The 22,315-nt window shown below is 56.6% G+C and carries 18 protein-coding genes; 4 read left to right on the forward strand and 14 right to left on the reverse strand.

The genetic code is table 11. The annotated features are described in order from the left end of the window. Positions 1 to 27: 27 nt before the first annotated feature. The 4 genes from AC07W5_RS18470 to AC07W5_RS18485 form a co-directional block, all read right to left on the reverse strand. Positions 28 to 1,623 carry a DHA2 family efflux MFS transporter permease subunit gene (locus AC07W5_RS18470; protein ID WP_495024047.1) on the reverse strand — a complete coding sequence of 532 codons (1,596 nt, stop codon included), beginning with the start codon at positions 1,621 to 1,623 and terminating at the stop codon, positions 28 to 30. After that, on the reverse strand, positions 1,620 to 2,717 hold the full coding sequence (locus AC07W5_RS18475) for an HlyD family secretion protein (protein WP_495024048.1): 1,098 nt from the start codon (positions 2,715 to 2,717) through the stop codon (positions 1,620 to 1,622). Before AC07W5_RS18475 ends, AC07W5_RS18470 begins: the two co-directional genes overlap by 4 nt. Before the next feature lie 97 nt (positions 2,718 to 2,814). After that, positions 2,815 to 3,228, reverse strand: a complete 414-nt coding sequence (locus AC07W5_RS18480; protein ID WP_494995563.1) for a cupin domain-containing protein — start codon at positions 3,226 to 3,228, stop codon at positions 2,815 to 2,817. An 82-nt stretch (positions 3,229 to 3,310) separates the two neighbouring features. Continuing rightward, positions 3,311 to 4,072, reverse strand: a complete 762-nt coding sequence (locus AC07W5_RS18485; RefSeq protein WP_495024049.1) for an SDR family oxidoreductase — start codon at positions 4,070 to 4,072, stop codon at positions 3,311 to 3,313. Positions 4,073 to 4,331: 259 nt separating this feature from the next. Between AC07W5_RS18485 and AC07W5_RS18490 the strand changes: the two genes are divergently transcribed. After that, entirely contained in the window at positions 4,332 to 5,930 is a 1,599-nt protein-coding gene (locus AC07W5_RS18490; protein WP_495013438.1) for a winged helix-turn-helix domain-containing tetratricopeptide repeat protein, read from the forward strand. Between the two features lie 201 nt (positions 5,931 to 6,131). Here the strand turns inward: AC07W5_RS18490 and AC07W5_RS18495 are convergent, their stop codons facing one another. The 4 genes from AC07W5_RS18495 to AC07W5_RS18510 all read right to left on the reverse strand — a co-directional run bounded on the left by AC07W5_RS18495 (position 6,132) and on the right by AC07W5_RS18510 (position 10,739). Continuing rightward, positions 6,132 to 7,055, reverse strand: a complete 924-nt coding sequence (locus tag AC07W5_RS18495; protein ID WP_495024050.1) for a LysR family transcriptional regulator — start codon at positions 7,053 to 7,055, stop codon at positions 6,132 to 6,134. Positions 7,056 to 7,135: 80 nt separating this feature from the next. Continuing rightward, positions 7,136 to 8,110, reverse strand: a complete 975-nt coding sequence (locus AC07W5_RS18500; RefSeq protein ID WP_495024051.1) for a quinone oxidoreductase family protein — start codon at positions 8,108 to 8,110, stop codon at positions 7,136 to 7,138. 279 nt (positions 8,111 to 8,389) lie between these two features. Further along, positions 8,390 to 9,043, reverse strand: coding sequence for a peroxiredoxin (locus AC07W5_RS18505; protein WP_494995568.1), 654 nt, complete (start codon positions 9,041 to 9,043; stop codon positions 8,390 to 8,392). 610 nt (positions 9,044 to 9,653) lie between these two features. Further along, positions 9,654 to 10,739, reverse strand: coding sequence for an NAD(P)H-dependent flavin oxidoreductase (locus AC07W5_RS18510; RefSeq protein WP_495013429.1), 1,086 nt, complete (start codon positions 10,737 to 10,739; stop codon positions 9,654 to 9,656). A gap of 317 nt (positions 10,740 to 11,056) precedes the next feature. Between AC07W5_RS18510 and AC07W5_RS18515 the strand changes: the two genes are divergently transcribed. From AC07W5_RS18515 to AC07W5_RS18525, 3 genes are all read left to right on the forward strand, one after another. Further along, positions 11,057 to 12,088 carry a GlxA family transcriptional regulator gene (locus AC07W5_RS18515; protein WP_495024052.1) on the forward strand — a complete coding sequence of 344 codons (1,032 nt, stop codon included), beginning with the start codon at positions 11,057 to 11,059 and terminating at the stop codon, positions 12,086 to 12,088. Positions 12,089 to 12,338: 250 nt separating this feature from the next. Next, on the forward strand, positions 12,339 to 15,155 hold the full coding sequence (locus AC07W5_RS18520) for a 2-oxoglutarate dehydrogenase E1 component (RefSeq protein ID WP_495024053.1): 2,817 nt from the start codon (positions 12,339 to 12,341) through the stop codon (positions 15,153 to 15,155). Positions 15,156 to 15,279: 124 nt separating this feature from the next. Continuing rightward, on the forward strand, positions 15,280 to 16,047 hold the full coding sequence (locus tag AC07W5_RS18525; RefSeq protein WP_495013427.1) for a metallophosphoesterase: 768 nt from the start codon (positions 15,280 to 15,282) through the stop codon (positions 16,045 to 16,047). 340 nt (positions 16,048 to 16,387) lie between these two features. Here the strand turns inward: AC07W5_RS18525 and AC07W5_RS18530 are convergent, their stop codons facing one another. The 6 genes from AC07W5_RS18530 to AC07W5_RS18555 all read right to left on the reverse strand — a co-directional run bounded on the left by AC07W5_RS18530 (position 16,388) and on the right by AC07W5_RS18555 (position 22,263). Beyond that, the gene (locus AC07W5_RS18530) at positions 16,388 to 17,371 is read right to left on the reverse strand and encodes a GlxA family transcriptional regulator (RefSeq protein WP_494995586.1); all 984 of its coding nucleotides are present in this window, start codon (positions 17,369 to 17,371) and stop codon (positions 16,388 to 16,390) included. 144 nt (positions 17,372 to 17,515) lie between these two features. Then, the gene (locus AC07W5_RS18535; protein ID WP_495024054.1) at positions 17,516 to 18,514 is read right to left on the reverse strand and encodes a 4-hydroxyproline epimerase; all 999 of its coding nucleotides are present in this window, start codon (positions 18,512 to 18,514) and stop codon (positions 17,516 to 17,518) included. 12 nt (positions 18,515 to 18,526) lie between these two features. Beyond that, a complete protein-coding gene (locus AC07W5_RS18540; protein ID WP_494995574.1) occupies positions 18,527 to 19,378 on the reverse strand; it encodes an ABC transporter permease in 852 nt (283 codons plus the stop codon). Continuing rightward, positions 19,375 to 20,223, reverse strand: a complete 849-nt coding sequence (locus AC07W5_RS18545; protein WP_495024055.1) for an ABC transporter permease — start codon at positions 20,221 to 20,223, stop codon at positions 19,375 to 19,377. Before AC07W5_RS18545 ends, AC07W5_RS18540 begins: the two co-directional genes overlap by 4 nt. Then, positions 20,220 to 21,338 carry a quaternary amine ABC transporter ATP-binding protein gene (locus AC07W5_RS18550; RefSeq protein ID WP_495024056.1) on the reverse strand — a complete coding sequence of 373 codons (1,119 nt, stop codon included), beginning with the start codon at positions 21,336 to 21,338 and terminating at the stop codon, positions 20,220 to 20,222. The genes AC07W5_RS18545 and AC07W5_RS18550 overlap by 4 nt, the downstream gene beginning before the upstream one ends. A 76-nt stretch (positions 21,339 to 21,414) precedes the next feature. Continuing rightward, the gene (locus AC07W5_RS18555; protein ID WP_494995577.1) at positions 21,415 to 22,263 is read right to left on the reverse strand and encodes a glycine betaine ABC transporter substrate-binding protein; all 849 of its coding nucleotides are present in this window, start codon (positions 22,261 to 22,263) and stop codon (positions 21,415 to 21,417) included. Positions 22,264 to 22,315: the final 52 nt, after the last annotated feature.

Consider the following 22,315-nt stretch of genomic DNA (forward strand, 5'->3'; position numbering starts at 1 on the left):
TCAGGGGCTCGGTTGATGTGGACTGTCTCACGCAACAGTAAGCGCAGCTCGCGCTTTCGCGTATCGCACCAGGCCGATCTTGATGCCGATCAGTATGGGCGCGGCGACGACAAACAGCAGGGCCACGGCGTAGAACGCGGTGTCGAAGGCAATCACTGTGGCCTGACCTGACACGACCTTACCCAAAAGGCTCGTCGCTGCCCTGCCAGCGGCCGCTTGATCCATCCCCTTCCCCACCAACATCGCCGTGGTGGTCGTCAGCCGTTCGATGAGCGCGTTTCCCCCTGGGGTGACGTTGGCGCCGAGGGCCGCGACATTGATGACGATATGATGGTCGATCAGGGTCTGGAGCCCGGCGACCCCCATTAAGCCACCCAATTGACGCCCCGTATTGAACAGGCTGATGCCGCAGGCGAGGTTGCGGTTGTTGAGGTCGCTGAAGGCGATCAGCGTAATTGACAGAAACAGGAAGCCAAGGCCCAGGCCGCGCAACAGGATAGCCGCCATCATGTCGCCGGTGCCGCTGTCGCTGGTGGAACCGGACAGCATCCACATCGCCCCCATGATAAGCAGGATGCCAAAGGGCACTGTCGCAACCGGTGGAACGCGGCGCACTTTGATAAAAAAGGCAGCGATGAGCAGCGAGCCGACAAACAGACCGCCACTGGGCAGCAGGAGCAAGCCGGCATCGGTCGGGGTGAACGCCAGCACCGACAGGGCGAATGCCGGAATCAAAAATGCGCTGCCGAACAAGGCGGCGCCAGCGACAAAGCTGACGATAAAGGCAAAGGTAAAATCACTCGATTTGAACACCGTGAAATCGAATAGCCCCGGGCCTTTGGCCAACGCTTGTTGGCCGAAAAATGCCAGCAGCGCGGCGGTGCCGATCATTGTCAGCATCAGGATCCGAGGTTCCTCGAACCAGTCCCATCGGCTGCCCTGGCTGAACACGTAGGTGAAACAGAACAGGGTGGCCGAGATCAAGGAGAAGCCGAGCCAGTCAAAGGGACGCTGCCGGACCTTGGCAGGCGATGGGCCGTCTGCAATGAGCAAAAGGCCCGTCGCCGCCAGGGCCAGCGGTACCACGCTGAAGAAAATCCAGGTCCAGGACTGACTGTCGATCAACCACCCTTGAAGGGCCGGGGCAATAGTCGCTGGCGCGACCACCGAACCCATGGCAAACAGGGCTTGTAGGATCGGCTGAAAGGCACGCGGCCAGGCACGAAAAATCATCGCCTGGCCCGCCACCAGCAGGGTGCCGCCGGCGAAGCCTTGAATGATGCGAAGCACGATCAGCAGGTCCAGTCGAGCGATGATGGCGGCCATACAGCACGCCAGGCCCATGGCCAGGGTTGAACCGATGATCAGGTTACGCGCAGAAAAACGCTGCATCAGCCATGGGGCCATGATGAACCCGATCAGCTTGAGCGTGGTGTAGCCGACATCCAGCCAGGCGAATTCATCAGGTGTTGCATAGGTGTCGCCGATAATATCGCCGCGCCCGATCGAAAGAACGGTGCCGGTGATCGCTTCCGTCAGTGTGGCCAGCACGATGCCCACGATGAGCAGGACGCCAGTCGTAGCCTTGGCACTGCTCGGCGTTGCGCTGGCAAAGGTGTTCATGAGCCGCCCCCTTGCGTCACCTCCACCCGCGCGGACAGACCTGGCACGATGCGCCCCGGCAGCGGATTGTCGGCCAGCCGGATCTTGACCGGAACCCGCTGCACGACACGGACAAAGTTCCCGGTTGCGTTGTCAGGCGGCAGCAAGCTGAACGCCGCCCCACTCCCCGGTGCAAAGCTGTCGACCACGCCTTCAAGCACGGTGTTGGGGTAGCCATCGACCGTGATGCGCACGCGCTGTCCGGGGCGGATATGTTCGAGCTGGGTTTCCTTGAAATTGGCCACGACCCACACATCATTGACCGGCACGATATCGAGTAAGGAAACGCCCGGCGTAACGAGCCGGCCGATACGAACCTGGCGGTTACCGACGACGCCACCCACAGGCGCGCGTACCACGGTGTAGTCGAGATCGATTTGGGCGAGATCGCGCACAGCCTGTGCTTGCGACACGGCCGCCACGGCAGCCTCTCGCTCGGCCACATAGACGGCGATGTGTTGCTGTTGCGCCTCGACCGTTGCCGAAGCGGCCGATACCGACGCCTCGGCTCTGGAACGCGCCGTGCCGGTTTCATCGACCAAAGCTTGGCTCACCGCGTTGCTGACGATCAGTTTGCGACTGCGATCGTGGGTCTTGGTTGCCAGATCCATGTCGGCGGTGGCTGAACGTCGTTGGGCTTCGGCCTGCCGAATCAACGCACGCTGAAGCTGGGTCTGCGCATCGACATGGGTCAGTCGAGCCTTTGCAGCGCTGACATTAGCCTCTGCTTGCGCAAGCTTTGCGCGATAGTCCCGGTCATCGATACGAAACAGGACGTCACCCGCCCGGACGGTCTGGTTGTCCACGACCTCTACCGCAGTGACATAGCCGGCCACCTTTGCGGCGAGTGAGGTCACGTCACCGCGAACATAAGCGTTATCGGTCGAGGTTGTGCCGCTCGAAACAGCCATGGTCCCCCAGGCAGCCACGACCACCACCGCGCCGACGCACAGTAATATGCCGATTGTCTTGCGCGTGCTTCGCCGCGCCACTACGACGGGGGGCCCGGCGATTGCCCCGGTGGCAATGGTGGCCTTGTCCTGGAGCGAGTTCATTTTTTCATTTCCTGTTCAATGCCATGCACTACAGCAGCCCCAGGGCGGCAGTGGCCTGCCGCCCGGCTGTCGAACGTCGATGAGCGCGCTTATCGGCTCACTGCCTGGCAGGTGTGACGAGCACCTTTTCGTCGGTGTCGAGGACGAACACGGCCATGAGGCGTGCGGGTTTCGTGTCGCTGGCGTTCGCGCTGACTTGATGATGGGAGCCAGGCTCCTCAACGAAGTTTTCGCCGACGTTGTAGACCTTTTCCGGCCCGCCGTTGACGCGACTGCGGACCGAGCCCTCCAGGACCGTTGCATAGATGAAGGCCGATTCAGGATGGGTGTGGGACGGTGACGAAGCGCCCGGCGCGTACTCGACAAGCACGCCTTTCATGCTCTTGCCGGGGATATTGGGAATGGGGTGGTCGAATACGACCGTCACGTTGACGCCGGGCCGCTCGTCGGCCGACGCTGCGGTGATCGACAATGCTGCAAAAGCAGCGGCCAAGAGAAATCGGCTAACCATGGCAATAATCCTTCGTGTGCAGGCGTTATGACGGCGCGCCTCATTACCGGCGCGGCGTCTTCCTGAGTTGTCCCTGGTAGCCTCAGCGACCCGCTTCGGCCGTTGACTGGCTGAGCCAGTCTTCGAAACGGATCGCGCCCAGGCGCGGGTTCTTGCCGGGGGTCAGCGATTGATCGTCAAGCACGGCGCCGTAGTAGCGTGCGTGTACATCCGGTACGACCTTGCGAGTATCCTGGGTGGCCCGCAGAAAGCGCCTGATCAACTCGTCGAGCGGCATGGCCTCGGGCCCCGCGACTTCGACCGTGCCATTGACCGGCGCTGCAAGCACGACATCGGTAAGTGCCGCCACCACGTCGTCGGACGCCATCGGCTGGATCAGCGCCGGCGAAACGCAAAGCTCTTCGCCGACGGTAAACGAATGGGCAATGCCGCCGACAAATTCGAAGAACTGCGTGGCACGCAAAATAGAGTAAGGAATGCCGGATGCCTTGATAAGGCTTTCCTGCGCGACCTTGGCCCGGAAATAGCCGTTCTCGGGAAGCCGTTCGCTCCCGACAATCGACAGGGCAACGTGATGGCGAACCCCGGCCGCCGCTTCGGCGGCCAGCAGGTTACGGCTCGACGTTTCGAAAAACTCGAGGACAGCCTGGTCCTCCCACGACGGCGCGTTCGCCACGTCGACGACGATGTCAGCACCATCCATCGCTTGGGCCAGGCCCTCGCGGGTGATGCTGTTTACGCCCGTGCTGGGGCTAGCAGCGAGCACGTCATGGCCGCGCTCGCGGAGGTTCTTCACAAGTTTCGATCCGATGAGGCCGGAGCCTCCGATGACGACGATCTTCATGGGCTTTCTCCACGTATCGACTGCAACCATTGCGTCGGTGTAAGGAGAGATTGCCTGCGCGTGTGAGCGTAGTCCTTGTGCCTGCTGTGGACTTCCCTCCACGAACGCTTGGTTTTACGTCCAAAGCCGCCGCTGTCCGCCGCCGTCTCTGCCACGGACGGTGCGGCGGGTTTAGCGCTGCCGTATCATCAAATCAAATACTAATCGCCAGTCGCCTGGGACATGGAGTTGCGGGCGCTTCGTCAGGGGGAACCTCACTTTGCCATTCGTGTTTGAAGACTACGTGCTCGATGAGGAGCGCCGGGAACTCACCTTGCGCGGGCAAACCGTGGCCGTCGGACCGCAGGTTTTCGATCTATTGCTGCTGTTCGTCAACAACCCCGATCGTGTCGTCAGCAAAGACGACCTGCTCAAGGCGGTGTGGAGTGGCCGGATCGTTTCGGAATCGACGATCACCAGTCACATCAATGCGGTGCGCAAGGCCATCGGCGATACGGGTGAGGAACAGCGCCTGGTGCGCACCGTCGCCCGCAAGGGCTACCGCTTTGTCGGCCAGATCAAGGTCGGCGGGATCGGCGAAGCGCAACAGCCTGACCAGCCTGCCATCGACGAACGCGCGCACACAGACCCGAAGGAAATGCCCTCCTCCTCGCTCGTTCTCCCGGACAAACCCTCGATTACTGTCTTGCCCTTCCAGAATTTGAGCGGCGATCCGGAGCAGGAATATTTCGCTGACGGCATCGTGGAAGACATCATCGCTGCCCTGTCGCGTATCCGCTGGCTGTTCGTCATCGCGCGCAATTCGAGCTTCACCTACAAGGGCCGAACGGTGGACGCCAAGGGCGTCAGCCAGGAGCTGGGCGTTCGCTACGTGCTGGAAGGCAGCGTGCGCAAGTGCGGGAACAAGGTACGCATCACCGGGCAGCTCATCGACGCGACGAGCGGGACGCATATCTGGGCGGAGCGCTTCGAAGGCACGCTCAACGACATCTTCGAGCTGCAGGATCAAATCGCCGAAAGCGTCGTCGGTGCCATCGCACCGCAACTCGAACGGGCAGAAATTGAACGTGCCAAACGCAAACCGACGGAAAGCCTGGACGCCTACGACTACTACCTGCGCGGAATGGCAAAACTGCACAATGGCACCCGGGAAGCCCTCGACCAGGCGCTGCCGTTGTTCTACAAGGCCATCGAGCTCGATCCGGAATTTGCATCGGCCTATGGCATGGCAGCCTGGTGCCACTTCTGGCGCAAGCTGAATGGCTGGATGACCGATCGTATACAAGAGATCGCTGAGGGCGTACGGCTTGCGCGTTTGGCGGTGACGCTTGGCCGGGATGATGCAGTCGCGTTGACGCGAGGCGGACATGCATTAAGCCATCTCGCCGGCGATGTTGACGGCGGCATTGCATTGCTCGACAGGGCACGTCTGCTCAACCCCAACCTCGCCCCCGCCTGGTACTTGGGCGGTATCCTGCGCGCGCTGCGCGGTGAAACAGACGCCGCCATCGAGCAGCTTACCCATGCCACTCGCTTGAGTCCGCTGGATCCGGAAATGTTCAGGATGCAGGTCGGAATGGCGCTCGCGCATTTCTTCGCCGGGCGCTTCGATCTCACGACGGACTGGGCGGAAAAGGCGCTGGGCAACCTGCCCAGTTTCCTGGCCCCGGTGGCCTTGGTGGCGGCCAGTCATGCCCTCAGCGGACGAATGGATAAAGCGAGGTTGGCGATGCAGCGTCTTCGCGAGCTGGATCCCTCTTTGCGCATCTCAAACCTGAAAGACTGGCTGCCCATCCAACGGCACGAGGATTTCGCGCGCTTCGTCGATGGACTGCGGTTGGCCGGGTTGCCCGAGTGACCGTGGAACGGTTCCATGTACTCAAAATCATCGGGAATGTGCAGGCAGACCATACGTTTGTTCGCCAGTTCCGAACGCAATCGTGCGGTGAGTTTTTGCGGTGGATGGGCTCCATGACAGTGTTCATTACGGAGTCACGTGCAGTGTGCCCATGGTCCGCTTCTGATCGTTTTCTGCCCCATGCTATGGGCATCCCCACTGTCAAAACGATTGCCAAGGTGCCCCCCTGGAAAACCTTTCCTCGATCCAGTGCTTGAACGCCGTCGTCGTTGCGGTGTTGTACCTGGCGGACGGGCGTACCAGATAGACGCCCGCGTCGGCATCCAGCTGCCACTCCGGAAGCACCCTGACGAGGTGACCGGAATCGATGTCTCTCTTCATGAGCCACTCGCCTCCAGCAAGAATGCCCAGCCCCAGGCAGGCGGCGGACAGCAATGCCTCATTGTCGTTGCTGACCATACCGCTACGCACCCTGACGGACTTCTGATCGCCATCGCGCGTCAGCTTCCACTCCGGGTATGAGTGCAGTCCGGTGAAGCCGAGACAATTGTGGGCATCGAGGTCTGCCGGAACTTTCGGCTCTCCATGGCGCTGCAGGTAGGCAGGCGCGGCACACAGAATACGACGGTGGTCGCACAGTTTCCTGGCAACCAGTCGACTATCTGAAAGCTCACCGATTCGGATCGCGGCATCGAAACCCTCCGCGACAATGTCCACGAATCGCTCCGAGTACTCGACCTCCAGCGAAACCTGGGGGTACGCCAGGGCGAACTCCGACACTATCGAGCTGAGCCATAGCCGCCCCATCGCCGCTGGCAAGGCAATCCGCAGTCGCCCTCTGACCTGCGCCGCGCCCTGAGCTGCATCATGCTCAGCTTCCGTAATCAAGCTCACTGCATGGCGAAGCCGCGTGACCAGGCGCTCCCCTTCGTCCGTGAAGCGCAGTTGCCTCGTGGTCCGTTCGACCAGGCGTATCCCGAGACGAAGCTCCAAGGCGCTGAGCCGCTTGGACAGCACCGAAGGGTGCCGTTGCAGCACCCTTCCCGCCGCGGCAAACGAGCCGTGGTCGGACAGAGCCAGGAGTGTGGCGAGTTCATCCGCCTGACGGCTATCGAACAGATCCATACAACTACAAACCTCGCGGACACATCCAGACAAAGGGTTCTGGCGAAGGCCCGGGGCATACGCCTGGTCCCGGTCTGCGCTCAGGGCGTGAGTATCATCGCGCCTTGCGACCGCCCATTCTCCAGATCGGCGTGCGCAGAGGCTACGTCGGCCAACGGGTAGCGACGCCAGATTCGTGGCTGGATGATACCGTCGGTTATCGCTTGCAACACATCCTTTGCGCGCTCTTGATACTCGTGCGCAGTGGCCGTGTGCGCGGCGAGGGACGGTCGGGTCAGGAAGAGAGAACCCTTGGCGTTCAGGGTGCTGACCTCGATGGCAGGCGTCGTTCCCGAGGCCATTCCGAAAGATACCAGCAGGCCACGCGGGCGAAGGCTATCCAGGGAAGCCTCGAAAGAAACCCGGCCGATAGGGTCATACACGACGTCGACCTTTTTCCCCTTGGTTACCTCGGCGACCTGATCGGCAAGCGTAGCTGCGTTGAACACCAGTACTTCATCACAACCGGCTGTCTTTGCGCGCTCGACACTTCCCTGCTTCGAGACCACACCGATCACGAAGGCGCCCAGATGTTTGGCCCACGGCACCATGATTTGCCCCAACGCGCCCGCAGCTCCATACAGCAGCACCCTGGAGCCGGGGCCAACGCGATAGGTTGTCTTGAGCAGATAGTGGGCGGTAATGCCTTTGAAGAACACCGCTGCCGCTTCGTCGAAGCCCAGATCATCGGGAATCTTCACGAGTCGATTGGCCGGATAGAGGCGACCACTGGCGTAGGCGCCAATCGGACCGGTGGCGTACGCGACCCTGTCTCCCACCGCCACCTCGGTGACGTCCGGCCCTATCGCCGTAACATGCCCGGCCCCTTCAAGACCGAGACCGGATGGCAAAGGAATACGAACAGTGCCGCAGCGCTGGCTCAGGTCCAGGGGGTTGATCCCAATGGCCGCCTGCTCCAGCCAGACTTCTCCGGCACTAGGTGATTGTGTACTTGTCTGTTCGAGCCGCAAGACCTGAGGCCCACCAATATTCTGAATCCTGACGCAGCTTACCATCTTGATCTCCTGGCGCATTCGTTGTGCTGAGGAGTCTAATTGGTCGAAAACAAAGCACTAGCCAGGAAGATTGCAGTTAATAAGTGCACTGAATGCAACAATAAAGCTAAAGGCGCAGATGGGGACTCTACGGTGGCTAACCTCAGAGGAATGCTGTCCACTCTCGATGATTCAGGTGGGTGAGCCCAGTCAACACTGCGATCGATGTCATCCGGCGTAGAGTCGCTCCCGGATACATAATCCATCTTCCAATCGTGACTGAGCCCTTGCTGGTTGTTGTTACCTCGGTTGCGCCACGACGCGCAAATAGGGTTTCAACGTCTTGAAGCCCTGCGGATATTTCTTCCTGGCCTCTTCATCGGATACCGAAGTGGGAATGATGACGTCCTCACCCGGGCGCCAGTTCACTGGGGTGGCGACTGTGTGCTTGGCGTTCAATTGCAGAGAATCGAGCAGGCGCAACACTTCATCGAAGTTGCGCCCGGCACTCATTGGGTAGATCAGCATCGCCTTGACCTTCTTGTCCGGGCCGACGATGAACACCGAACGCACCGTGGCGTTGTCCGCGGCGGTGCGTGAGCCGCCACTGGCATTCGGGTGAATCATGTCGTAGAGCTTCGCCACCACCAGGTTTGCGTCGCCGATCATGGGATAGTTGACCGCATGGCCCTGGGTCTCTTCGATGTCACCGACCCAGGCCCGGTGGTCACTGACCGGGTCGACACTGAGCCCGACTATCTTGGTGTTGCGTTTATCGAATTCCGGCTTAAGTCCGGCCATATAACCGAGCTCAGTGGTACACACAGGGGTGAAGTCCTTCGGATGCGAGAACAGGATGGCCCACTTGTCGCCAATCCACTCGTGGAAGTGCAGCGGACCTTCGGTGCTTTCGGCAGTGAAATCCGGTGCTTCGTCGCCAATACGGATTGCCATGTTCGATCTCCTTACAGTGACTGGTAGGGGAGTTGTCAGAACTCCGACTGCAGTTCCAACGGCATTCGGTGCCTGCGTTGAACCTGTCAACGCGAGTCAGTATAGGAGACGTACCAAGACAAGGCGCAAACCAGGGTATTTACTCTGTAAGTGCTTGAATTAGCGTGTCTTACGGTGTCATCAGCATTAAACTGGTGACTCAGTCGATAGACCGGCCTCAATCCTCTTTTCGCGGACTCGTCCAGCAATAGCGTACGTGGCGCCGCCCAGGTGGTGTATCTGTCTTTCGGTGCCCCACAATGCAGGTATCAGGCGGCAACCATAACCGGGCAATTCGACACTGCCGTGGGGCTGCTTGAGGCGGACATTGTTGGTGGGTGCGAGATGGTTCGCCGAAGGCTGCGGAGCCGATGTTGAACATGACCGAGTAGTGGATCTGCCTGAACATACCAGCGGATGAAGTGGCCCGGATCTGCCTCCTGTTGGAAACGATCCGGGATGCTATCAACTTTCAAACTTGCGCCGTCAGAGTACTTTAAAAATAAGCTCCAACGAATAACATCCCAATCCAGAGATCCGCAAAAAGCTGACCTCCCCCCTTCGATCTTCATCATCGATGCAAACAGTATTTCGCAAAAATTTTCGGAGTTTCCCTGACGAGTTCCTCCATCAACTCGCGCGCGTTGTCGTGACGAATCAGAGAGACGGATTGCCCTGCTGACAGAGAAACGAAGTCATCGTGGCCTTGCATTAGCGCCGCTCTTCCGAGATTCCCCATGTACCAGGCCTGGACAGGATAAGCCGCAATTTTTGAGCTGCTGTGACTCATCTCGGTAGTCATCCTGTTCGAAATGCTCCTCGCCAGGCGCCCAGTGAAGGCTTTCGTCAGCGTCGTAGATCCCGAATGACTCTCGCAAAGGGCTTTGCGATGCGGGGAACTCGCCGCTGACTCTTTACAGGCAAGAAACGCAGTACCAATCTGAACGCCGTGAGCCCCCAAGGCAAAGGCTGCCGCCACCCCGCGTGCATCAGCTACGCCACCGGCAGCGATAACGGGGATCCCCACCTGGTCCACGACCTGGGGAATCAAGGAAAATGTGCCCGTAAGCGATTCTTCAGCCGATCTCAGGAACGACCCTTTATGACCACCGGCTTCGAATCCTGAGGCAACAATGCAATCGACGCCTGCACGTTCCAATGCTTTCGCTTCCAGCGCAGTGGTCGCTGTCCCCATCGTCAAAATACCCAATGACTTGCAGGCAGCAATAATGGCGACAGGAGGAATGCCGAAAACAAAACTGAATACGTGCGGCTTAATTTCCAGCATTGCAGCTAGCTGGGCGCCCAAATCAGGGATAAAACGCTCTGGCGTGGCCGGAACTTCCTTTCCAAGTTCGGCATAATACGGACGCAAAAGCTCGCCTGCTTCATGAACGCCTTCGGGGCTTGATTCTGTCTCTTCACCGTTAGACATCCAAAGGTTGATGGCAAACGGTTTACTCGTCGCTATACGAATCTGCCGTGCCACATCAATCATTTGCGCGGGCTCCAGTGACTGCATGCCAAAAGACCCTAAACCTCCGGCATTGGATACAGTACTGACCAGTTCAACGGACGAGGGGCCGCCACCAAAGGGACCTTGAATAATGGGAAATTTTATACCCAACAGTCTTGTTGCGGGCGTGTTGGACCACATCGGCATACGCTCCGTTTGCTATCGAAATTGAATAATATTTTTCTTTGGAATATCCGCTAGTTGGGGTACCCATAAATATTGAGATGTACCAACAGCCGGCTCATATCTGCAGCAAGCTTAGAGGCAAATCGAGACACGCCGACTTTTTGCTCATTCACTTTAGAGCCAATGAATAGCTATTTCTGGCCATTTGCGCACGAGATAGCGAGAGGTTTATTGACCGACTGACGGTGACCCGTAGCGTGTGTAGACGAACCTGTCTAAAATTCTCGTAGCACAACCGCCCCTTCTACGGACGGTTGACTGAGAAGGCTCATATGAAACTTGCACTGGTTGTTTTTGATGGTGTCCAGGCGCTGGATGTAGCAGGTCCCCTCGATGTGTTCGCCGAAGCGAATTCATTCCTGCCAGAAAGTCAGCGGTATGACGTCTCAATGGTGGGGGTTCGACCAGGAAATGTACGCTGCTCGAACGGGATGGAGATTGCCGTTCCCTATCACTATCAAAACTATCCGGGCCATTGCGACCTGCTTCTCGTGGCGGGTGGTCCGAGAATGCCGGACGCACGACCAGAAGAAGGTTTTCTGGATTGGTTGCGCAGTCAGGCGGCGGGATCTCGGCGATTTGGATCGGTGTGCAATGGAGCCTTTCTGTTAGCTCATGCTGGCTTGCTGGATGGGCGCGAAGTGACCGCACACTGGAATGATGTTCAGCGGCTTGAAGATCAATTCCCTCTTACCTTGATCCGGCCTGACAAAATCTTCGTACGCGATGGAGATCTGTTCACCTCTGCCGGTGTGTCGGCCGGCATCGATTTGTGCCTGTCTTTGGTCGCTGAAGACTGGGGTAACGAACTTGCAGTCACCGTCGCAAAACGCCTGGTTGTGTACATCCACAGAGAGGGCGGACAGTCACAATCGAGCCCATTCCTGGCCTTGCGCCCCGAAGAGAACTCCATCGTCACTACGGTGATGCGTTATGTGACAGATCATATCGGTGAAGCATTTTCGATGGATCAACTGGCGGATGCCGTGTCGGTGAGCCGTCGTACTTTTTCGCGAATTTTTTCCAGATACGCAGCTGTCACGCCTGCGGCTTTCGTTGAACAGGTGCGGGTTGACCATGCTCGAAAAATGCTTGAAGACACAGACGTCCCATTAAAAACCATTGCATTCAACTGCGGCTTTCATAACTCAACACATATGCGCATGATTTTTTCACGACGCTTGAATACCACGCCGAAAGAATACCGGAGTCACTTCAGAAACACCGAGAAAAGCGCAAAAGTAATACACAAGAAAGTATCGCAGGTGCCCCACCACACCACGAAAAAAATCGAGGCAGCATAGTGAATCTCCTGGCGGCGTCCGAAACAAAAAGATGGCACCGACGCGGGTTCACATCAAGTTTATAAAGCATCGATTTCAAGCCAGATTCAATCACTTTCTGGCCAAGTACGAGCAGCTCTGGTACGGGTGGGTGCTTGGCCGAAAATCGCCTTTCTTTGGCCTTGAACCGCACCATCTATAAGTATTTTAGAATGACATTTTAGTTAGCATCGCTCTAACAATCCGAGGGCAGAGAAACGAGGAGTTAGCGATGCAAAGCCAAAAAACTTCAGTCTTACATGGTGGGAACGCCACCTATGTTGAAGAGTTATATGAGCAGTTTCTCGTTGACTCCTTAACCGTACCCGATCAATGGCGTACCTACTTTGAGTCATTTCGGCTGCCCCTCGGCATTGGTGAGTTGCAGACAGCTGACATTGCGCACGCGCCGATAGTCGAGCAGTTTGTGCAGCTTGCGCGACGTGCCGGGCGCAAGGCTTTGTCGGTCGCTGTTCCAGACATGGAAACTGCTCGTAGACAATTAGCAGCTCAATCATTAATCGCGACCTTTCGAATGGTCGGCGCACGTCGGGCCGATCTTGATCCTCTGCGATGGGCTCCATTACCTGGCATGCCGGAGCTGTCGCCTGAGTTTCACGGATTGGAAGGCTGCGACTTATCAAAAAAAATCGAGCTGCCAGGTAACCACTTCTGGAAAGGCGAAGGGTCTATTTCTGACTTGGTCTGCGCATTAGAGACAACCTACTGTGGAACTTTAGGCACCGAATTCATGTACCTGAGCGACCCATTGCAACGCGATTGGTGGCAGAACCGTCTTGAGTCCACACGATCGAAGCCGGCGCTCGGTCCCGAGAAAAAACTTCGCATTCTTGAGCGTCTTTCGGCGGCGGAAGGGTTCGAGAAATATCTGCATATCCGGTACACCGGTCAAAAACGATTTTCGTTGGAGGGCGGTGAATCCTTGATCGTCCTTCTGGATGAGCTCATCAACCATGGCGCAAAAAACGGTGTACGTAATGTCGTAATGGGCATGGCTCACCGTGGCCGTTTGAATGTTCTGGTGAACACGGTTGGTAAGCCACCGGCTTATCTATTCGATGAGTTCGATAACAAAGCTGCCAATGTTTTACCGGCGGGTGACGTGAAGTACCACAAGGGGTTCACGGGGAACATAGAGACGCAAAACGGTACGGTGAAAGTCGCCTTGGCCTTCAACCCTTCTCACCTGGAAATCGTCAACCCGGTTGTTCAAGGTATGGCTCGAGCTCAAAGCGAGCAGCACGAAGCCTCCCAGCGCGGCAGCGTGCTGCCAGTAGAGATACATGGTGATGTGGCCATTTCCGGACAAGGTGTCGTCATGGAAACGCTGAGCCTGAGTTACACCAAAGGGTATGGCACCGGCGGCACCGTGCACATCGTCGTGAACAATCAGATTGGATTTACCACTTCTGATCCACAAGAAACCAGGTCCTCATTTTTCTGCACTGACATTGCAAAGATGATTGAGGCGCCGGTATTGCACGTGAACGGGGACGACCCTGAGGCTGTTGTCAATGCGGTACAGCTCGCACTCGATTTCCGCAAAGAGTTTGGCAAAAGCGTAGTGATCGACCTGGTCTGTTTCAGACGGCACGGCCATCAGGAGCAAGACACACCCAACATTACTCAGCCGCTGATGTACCGTTCGATCGGTACCCATCCGGGCATACGTCAAATCTATGCCAATAAGCTGGTCGCTTCGGGACTGCTAACTGACGAGCAGGTTTTGTCCATCGCGCAGGCTTACCGCGACGGTCTGGAAAACTCCCAGTCTGGCGCTATAGCTGAAACCTCCATGGCCGTAGAGACAGCTCAACAGTTCTCTCCAGGCCTGAAAACCAACTTTTACTCAGCACCGACACTGGAGCAAATCAAAGCACTGGCTACCCGTATTTCAGAGCTTCCTGCAGATTTGAAATTGCACCCTCTGGTATCCAGGGTCATCAATGGCCGGCACGAGATGGCAATGGGCTCGAAACCGTTGGATTGGGGCATGGGTGAACACCTTGCTTTCGCATCGGTGTTGTCTGCTGGTGTCGATGTGAGGCTCAGTGGGGAGGATTGCGAGCGAGGCACTTTCAGCCATCGGCACGCCGTTTTAAATCCGCAGAATCGTGAAGTGCGTGGACAAGGTAAATATCGGCCTTTGGATCATGTGGCCCAAGGGCAGCAGGGTAACTTCACGGTCATCAACTCGGTTTTGTCCGAAGCCGCGGTCCTGGCCTTTGAATACGGTTACACCATCGCCCGTCCTGACGCACTGGTACTGTGGGAAGCTCAATTCGGAGATTTTGCCAACGGCGCGCAGGTAGTTATCGACCAGTTCATTGCCGCTGGCGCTGCCAAATGGGGTCAGCACAGTGCATTGACCATGTTGTTGCCGCACGGGCAAGAAGGTCAGGGTCCGGAACACGCTTCAGCCCGACTGGAGCGATACCTGCAATTATGTGCGCAAGACAACATGCGGGTTTGTCAGCCGACGACGCCGGTTCAGTTCTTCCATTTACTGCGACGTCAGGCGTTGCATTCCGCACCCAGGCCATTGATTGTGATGACTCCGAAATCCTTGTTGAGGCATCCAGATGCTGTGAGCGAGCTAATGGAATTCTCTGAGGGATCTTTTCAGGAGGTGATGGGTGAGAGGTTTACCGCTGCTGCGGAAGATCAAAAGGTGACCCGTGTGATCGCCTGTTCCGGAAAAATTTACTATGAACTGTTGGCACACCGCCGTGCTGTGAATGCTGAACATATTGCTTTTGTCCGCCTGGAGCAGCTTTTTCCTTTTCCTTGCGAGGCGTTGGCTAATGAACTCGGTCGTTACAAAAATCTGAAATCGGTGGTCTGGTGCCAGGAGGAATCCCGTAATCAAGGTGCCTGGAAATTCGTCGATGATTATCTGCGTGAAATTACCCCTGAGTCGGCCTCGCTTCGTTACGCAGGACCACCACCAGGTGCATCCACGGCACCAGGCAATATGACGATGCACGTTGAGCAACAACGCCTGGTCATTCAAAGCGCGTTCTCTTAGGGGACGATTTGTGCTCCCTCTCGTCGCCATCCTGGTGTCGAGAGGGAGTCGCCAAGCTTGTCGCAAGAGGTGATCAACGCGTAAGTTGAATGGGCCGCCATTTAAAACCGGTAGGAGTTGATCAATGCGCATCGCCTTGCTGTCCGACATCCACTTGTCCGTCAACGCATTACCTTTTCCCGATGTGGATGCCGATATCGTAGTCCTCGCCGGAGACATCTCCCGACCGGCAGCGGCCATTGAGTGGGCCAAATCCTGCCCCGCTCCGGTCGTGTACGTGGCAGGCAATCACGAGTTTTATGGCAGTGACCTGATCTCTACCTACGAGCACTTGAACAGATTGTCGCAAGGCACACAGATCCACGTGCTGGAACGTTCGGAGTATGTCCACAACGGCGTGCGTTTTCTGGGTTGCACCCTGTGGTCTGACTATCGTCTTTTCGATTCCGCAGAGGATCGGGCACGGGGCATTGATCTGGCGACGAAGGTCATTCGGGACTTCACCCACATAAAAATCTCACCCGATTTTCAAGACCTGTTCACTCCGGCGATTTCCCAACTGGTTTTTTTACAGACAGTCGCCTGGCTGGAAGACTGCTTTACCAAAAACAGAACCATGCCCACGGTGGTGGTTTCCCATTTTGCACCGACACGGTTGAGCATCAGCCCGGCTTTTGCGAGTTCGCCGATTAACTCCAGTTATGTTTCAGACCTCGAAGAGCGGATCAAAGACTGGCAACCGGCACTTTGGCTACATGGCCATACCCATGGGAGCTTTGACTATCGGGTGGGCAATACCCGCGTCATTTGCAACGCCCGGGGCTATGCAAAAAATGGCATCAATGAAAACCCTGAATTTAATGGCTCATACGTGATTGACCTGGATATATGAGGCAACACACTGCAAATCCCCCTCCGTAAAACCACCAAGGCAATCACCGGCACCATCCCGTTCCGATGTAGAGGCACCACGGCAAGGTGATATCGTCGGTCTACCGGATCTGCCTGATATCCACGCATACACAGCTGCCTCACGAAGCTTCGACGGATCGGGCTGCGCCATGAAGTCACGGAAAAACGTTGGGGCGTATTTAATTTCGGCAGCGGGTGCCGCATTTGACGCGTTGAGACAACAGCTTTACCGACAGTTACCTTTCCCGGCATCAAAGTGATCTAGCTGATCCACCGTTGCGATGGATCATTCCAAAACGTTACTAACGCAACGGTTCTTTTTACTTTACCAGCCGCTTTTCCTTGGACGGTCTGTAACCGAAATACGAGCTATAGCACTTGCTGAAATGACTGGGCGAAACAAAGCCACAGGCAACCAGCACATCGACCTGGGACAGCTCTGTGTGCTGGAGAAGTCGTCGCGCCTCGGTGATACGCAGTTCCATGTAATACCGTTGCGGCGTTGTGCCCAGTTGCTCCTTGAACAAGCGCTCGAGTTGTCGACGCGAACGGCCAGCGTAGACCGCCAGTTGCTCCAACTCCAAAGGCTCTTCGAGGTTGGCATCCATCAGCTTTACCACCTCACGTAACGGCGCGCTCACACAGATATTTTCAGTTGGTTTGATGCGCCGATAACGAGACTCCTCGAACGCCAGGATGTCCTCTATACCCTCGACGAGGGCTTTATCATGCAGTCCTTTGATCCAGTCCAGCGCCATATGAAAGGCCCCGGAAGGACTGGAAGCCGTGAGCCGGTCTCGATCAATGATATAGGGCTCACTGCTGACCTGCGTCGCCTTGCAGAACTCAGCGAGTGCGGGGCGATGTTCGGGGTGAATGGCGCAACGGTAACCGTCAAGCAATCCTGCCCTCCCCAGGAACCATGCACCATTCCACAATCCGGCCAGACTGACACCCAGATCCGATGCAGTCCTGAGCAGGGTGATAAATCCATCATTAGCCTTCAGTTCTGTCCTGTAGCCGCCGCAAATGACCAGTAGATCAAGGTCTTTAATCACTGAACAATCGATACGCGCATCCGGCCGAATGACCAAGCCCAGATCACTGACGACCTCCCCATCGGTCAAGCCAAACGTTCGGGAAGAGAACAACCCGGGTCGTAGAAGATTCGCGGTGACAATCGTATCCAGCGCCTGGGTGAACGCGGGCAGCGAGAAATGCTCGAGCAGCAGAAATCCTGCCCGAACCATTTGAGTCGTCTCGTTGGGGTTTTCATTCAGATAGCGGAGATTTTTCCCCTTCATGCCTCCGCTGAATTGGCGTCGCTCGATCAATGTTCGACCTACTTTCTTATGTTAATGAACACGTTATTTGGTGCGTTGATAAAGCGCAATGCCAAGCGCCAGAAGTACAAAAAGCGCTTACCCCTGGCGTCATTACTCTGCTGATCAGGCAAGCTGAAAACCGTGACGAAGCGGGTCTTTATCGTCGACAAAAATGGTGTTGTGTCCGGTAATCTGCGCCCAGCCACCGATACTCGGCCTGATGCCGTCAAACGCTCCGACTTTCACCGACGCTTCGACTTTCCCTTCGAAGATCGTCCCGATCAAGCTTTCGTTGCGGTACGTATCCCCCACCTTCAATCGTCCTTTACCAAACAGTTGAGCCATCCGTGCCGAGGTACCTGTACCACCGGGAGAGCGATCAATGGCTTTGTCGCCGTAGAACACGGCACCGCGTCCATCTGCTGCCGTGCTGTGTTCGTCGTCGCACCAGATGACATGGTGAACGCCACTGATTCTGCTGTTCTCGGGATGCACGGGATCACACACCTCTGCCAAGGCCGAGCGCAGTTTCTGGCTCAGGTTGACGATGTCTGCCGTGGTCAATCCTTGCAAGCCGGCCCAGTTTTCCTGCGGCTCGACCACCGCATAGAAATTGCCGCCGTAAGCAATGTCCACGACGAGCTCACCTACGCCTGGCACATCCACCACCACGTCGGCACTGTGCAGATAACTGGCCACGTTGAACAGGCGGATGGAGTCGACATATTCGCGGTTCATGGTGTACTCGACATCCACTCGCCCGGCCGGCGTCTCGATGGCCAGCTTGCCCGATTCGCGCGGTGTGATCAGGCCTTCCTCGATCACCACGGTAGACAGACCGATAGTCCCTGCCCCACACATCGGCAGACAGCCGCTGACCTCGATAAACAACGCACCAAAGTCACAGTCATCACGCGAGGACGGATAGACGATGACGCCAGACATGATGTCGTGCCCCCTGGGCTCGAACATCAACGCGGTTCGCACCCAGTCATGATCGCGGACAAAAATTTCTCGTCGTTCGGCCATCGACACCGACGGCAACAAAGGGCCGCCACCTGCCACCACCCGAACCGGATTGCCGCACGCATGTGAGTCGATGCAAAAAAAGCTGCGTCTCATACTGGAACCCTATCAAACGAGGTTGCTGGGGGAATGACGCTGCAACGCGCCGCGTGACAGACGATCCAGCAGCAGTGCAACCGCCACAATCGCCAGGCCGGCCCGGAGTCCCAGGCCCATCTCCATCCTTGAGAGACCTCGGGTTACTTCAGCCCCTAAACCGCCCGCCCCCACCAGACCTGCCAGCACCACCATCGCCAAGGACATGAGGATGCATTGGTTCAGGCCCACCAACAGCGTGGGCGCGGCAGTCGGCAGTTCAATCTTGAACAAAATGTCCCTTGGCGAAGCACCGGACGCCTGCCCCAGCTCCAGCAAATCTTTCGGCAACTGTTTGAACGCCAGGGTAGTCAGCCTGAGCATCGGCGGAATGCCATAAACGATGGTCGCAATAATTGCCGGCACCCGCCCCAGGCTGAACAGAATCACGGCGGGGATCAGGTAAACCCATGGCGGCACCGTCTGCATGATGTTGAGGATCGGCAGGAACGCTTCATCAACCCGCTTCACCCGTGCGGCCAGCACACCGAGTGGAAAGGCGATGGCCACCGATATCAGAACCGCGACCGAGACCAGGGCAATGGTTTGCATGGAGGCGACCCAAAGGCCGGAGAATAAGCAAAAAGCCAACATCAACGCAGCGAATACGGCGACGCGTTTGTTGGTGAGAAAAAAAGCGCCAACGACGACGATCCCAATGAACAAATAAGGATGGGGCGCAAGCAGCGCGGCCTCAACGAAGCCAAGTACCGCCTCGATGACTTGGCTGATCCCTTTGAACAAACCGTGCAGATTGGCGTTCAGCCAGTCAACGGCAGGTGCCAGGAACTCACCCGGGGAAAATTGGATGTTCATGGTAGTCATTGGCTTTCTCCCATCTGCGAACGTGCAGCGTGCTGCGCCAACCGATCCAGAATCATGGTCAGAATGACGATGGCGATGGCCGCATTGATCGACTTGGCGATATCCAGTGTGCGAACAGCTGCATAAATCGACTCACCCAGGCCGCCGGAACCGACGATGCCGGCAATAACCACCATGCCGAAGGCCATCATCAAGCTCTGATTCACCCCTGCCATGATGCTTGGCTTGGCGAATGGCAGGCGGATCTTGAAGAACATCTGCCAACCGGTGACGCCACTGGCATCCCCCAGCTCGATGAATTCCCGTGGAGTCATGCGAATCCCCAGAGAGGTCAGGCGTATGGCCGGTGGTACGGCAACGATAAAGGTGGCCAACAGTGCCGTGGCCGGGCCGTAGCCCAGCAGGGCGATTGCCGGCAACAGATAGATGTAGGGCGGCAGGGTCTGGATCAGATCCAGAACCGGATCCACGACGCGATCAATTGACGGTGCGAGACCGGCCAGCACGCCCAATGGGATCGCTACCACCAACGCAAGCACGGTAGCCGTCAGCACCAGGGCAAGGGTACTGACCGTCTCCGGCCACAAGCCAATCACCTCGCAAAACAACAACGCCAGGCCCGCGAGAATGGCGAACCGAACGCCGACAACCCGCCACCCGATAAGGGCAATGGCTATCGCGACGACGTAATACGGGGGATAGGCAATGCACCAGAGAACACTTTTGTATATGCCCGTCAGCAATGCATTGACGCCGTCGAATAAAAATTCGCCGTGATCCGATAGCCATTCCAGACTCGAGTCGACGACCGAGTCGAACTGATTGGAAAAGTCCGGGATGCTCATGTCGATGCCTCCAGAAGACTGGCGGCTGTCGAAGCCGCGAACTCATTCGGAATGCCTTGTACGCCACGCAGCAGATCACGCAGCGTAATGATGCCTACCACTGTTCCGTTGTCGACAACAGAGAGTGCGTCGCGCTCGGACTTCATGGTCAATTCGATCAGCTCGTTGATATCGGCGTCGAGCGAGGTTTTGGCAAGCCTGGAAATGTCGCAGCCAGGGTTCGCCACCTGGTAAGGCTCCACGGGCGTCATGACCGACTGGGCTTTAACCAGATGCAATCTGGAAATGCCCGCCACAAATTCCGCGACGTAGTCGTCAGCCGGATTGAGCACGATCTCCTCGGCCGTACCCACCTGGATAATCACGCCGTCCTTCATGATCGCGATGCGGTCACCGATTCGAATCGCCTCGTCCAGGTCGTGCGTGATAAACACGGCGGACTTGCCAAGCTCCTTGGTCAACTGGCGAAATTCATCCTGCAACTGCCGGCGAATCAACGGATCAAGCGCACTGAAAGGCTCATCCATCAAAATCACTTCAGGATCCGCAGTAATGGCACGTGCCAACCCCACACGTTGCTGCATACCTCCAGACAACGCGCTGGGATAATGTGAAGACCAATCGCTCAAACCCACCTTGGCCAAGGCCTGCTCGGCTACCTTGTAACGTTCAGCCTTGCCCACGCCCTGCACTTCCAGGCCAAACGCCGTGTTCTCCAACACTGTTCGATTTGGTAACAAAGCGACGCTCTGAAAGACCATGCCAATGTGACGCGCCCTAACCTCACGAAGCTGTGCAGCTGTAAGGGAAGACAGATTCTTGCCTTTAACCAGGACTGTCCCTGAGCTAGGTGTGATCAGCTTATTGAGTAGCCTGATAAGTGTGGATTTGCCACTGCCGGACAATCCCATGATGCAAAAGATCTCTCCTCGGCGAACCTGGAGACTGACGTCGGAGACGCCGACCACGCAGCCGTAGTTTTGCAGGATCTGAGTCTTGGTGAGCCCCTGCTGAACAACAGCATTCATTGCTGCAGGTGCGGCTTTCCCGAAGATTTTCCAGACTGACTGGCAATCTATCAGCACTTCGTTGGTGTCAATTTTGGGCGTTGTCATTTTCGTAACCCGTGAACCAGTTTTCTGGTTTTTCTAATTAATCAAAGGGCGGCAGTGGCTACAAAGCAAAAATTGATTAGTTCTTGATATTTTCCCAACGCTTCAGCAGCTCGGCGTGGCTATCCGTCCAGCCCTTGATAGCCTGCTCCATCGTCTTGCCATCCTTGACTTCAGCATTCATCGCGGTGATGTCTGCGATCGGCACGTATACGCTCGCCATGAGTTCGCGAGCACGTGGATTGCCTTCAGCAAAGCCTTTGTGGCCGATCCAGTAGTAGCCTTGCTGTGGTGGGAATATGGCTTTTGGATCTTTCAGGAATTTAAGATCGAACTTCTTGGTCATCCAGGAGGGTTCCCAGACGGTTACAACTACCGGCTCTTTACGGTCGACGGCTGATTTCAACGCTGCAGTCATCGCGGTGGTACTGCCCTCGACCAGCTTAAGCTTGAGGTCATACGCTTTAACTACGTTGTTAGCGTCGCTCATCAAGCCAGACCCTGGCTCGATACCGATAATTTTGCCGCCCAGTTTTTCCGAGTTAGCATTCAACTGATCAATGGAATCAATGTTGACATAGCTCGGCACTGCAAGACCTTGGTAAAGGCCAAAGGAAACAGGAGATAGTTTCTCGATCTTGTTCTTGTTTTTGTTCCAGTAATCGTTCGCCGCATAGTCCGTTTGGGACGCCAACACCTGAACATCACCCTTGGTTAACGCAGCGTACGCGATGCCCCACTCGGAAAAATCTACAACTTTCACTGTGTAGCCAGCGTCTTCAAGCACCTTCTTGGTGATACCGGTGATGGGCGTCAAATCCTCCCAAGTCATCGTACCCATGGTGATGTTCTTTTCTTCGGCGTGAACTGGCAAACTCATTACACCAGCCACAGCGACAGCGCAGATTGCCTTCCAAATCTTTTTCATGGCGTACTCCGAACTACGGTTAAAACTAGAGATTAGGCCTTTATGAAATAAA

This window comes from Pseudomonas sp. GW821-FHT01E05 (assembly GCF_059422425.1).

Coding starts and splice junctions, on each gene's coding strand:
- AC07W5_RS18555 (WP_494995577.1), bottom strand. CDS start 22,263: ATGAAAAAGATTTGGAAGGCAATCTGCGCTGTCGCTGTGGCTGGTGTA.
- AC07W5_RS18510 (WP_495013429.1), bottom strand. CDS start 10,739: ATGTGGTCCAACACGCCCGCAACAAGACTGTTGGGTATAAAATTTCCC.
- AC07W5_RS18530 (WP_494995586.1), bottom strand. CDS start 17,371: ATGAAGGGGAAAAATCTCCGCTATCTGAATGAAAACCCCAACGAGACG.
- AC07W5_RS18475 (WP_495024048.1), bottom strand. CDS start 2,717: ATGAACTCGCTCCAGGACAAGGCCACCATTGCCACCGGGGCAATCGCC.
- AC07W5_RS18485 (WP_495024049.1), bottom strand. CDS start 4,072: ATGAAGATCGTCGTCATCGGAGGCTCCGGCCTCATCGGATCGAAACTT.
- AC07W5_RS18550 (WP_495024056.1), bottom strand. CDS start 21,338: ATGACAACGCCCAAAATTGACACCAACGAAGTGCTGATAGATTGCCAG.
- AC07W5_RS18505 (WP_494995568.1), bottom strand. CDS start 9,043: ATGGCAATCCGTATTGGCGACGAAGCACCGGATTTCACTGCCGAAAGC.
- AC07W5_RS18470 (WP_495024047.1), bottom strand. CDS start 1,623: ATGAACACCTTTGCCAGCGCAACGCCGAGCAGTGCCAAGGCTACGACT.
- AC07W5_RS18495 (WP_495024050.1), bottom strand. CDS start 7,055: ATGGATCTGTTCGATAGCCGTCAGGCGGATGAACTCGCCACACTCCTG.
- AC07W5_RS18545 (WP_495024055.1), bottom strand. CDS start 20,223: ATGAGCATCCCGGACTTTTCCAATCAGTTCGACTCGGTCGTCGACTCG.
- AC07W5_RS18515 (WP_495024052.1), top strand. CDS start 11,057: ATGAAACTTGCACTGGTTGTTTTTGATGGTGTCCAGGCGCTGGATGTA.
- AC07W5_RS18535 (WP_495024054.1), bottom strand. CDS start 18,514: ATGAGACGCAGCTTTTTTTGCATCGACTCACATGCGTGCGGCAATCCG.
- AC07W5_RS18540 (WP_494995574.1), bottom strand. CDS start 19,378: ATGACTACCATGAACATCCAATTTTCCCCGGGTGAGTTCCTGGCACCT.
- AC07W5_RS18480 (WP_494995563.1), bottom strand. CDS start 3,228: ATGGTTAGCCGATTTCTCTTGGCCGCTGCTTTTGCAGCATTGTCGATC.
- AC07W5_RS18525 (WP_495013427.1), top strand. CDS start 15,280: ATGCGCATCGCCTTGCTGTCCGACATCCACTTGTCCGTCAACGCATTA.
- AC07W5_RS18500 (WP_495024051.1), bottom strand. CDS start 8,110: ATGGTAAGCTGCGTCAGGATTCAGAATATTGGTGGGCCTCAGGTCTTG.
- AC07W5_RS18520 (WP_495024053.1), top strand. CDS start 12,339: ATGCAAAGCCAAAAAACTTCAGTCTTACATGGTGGGAACGCCACCTAT.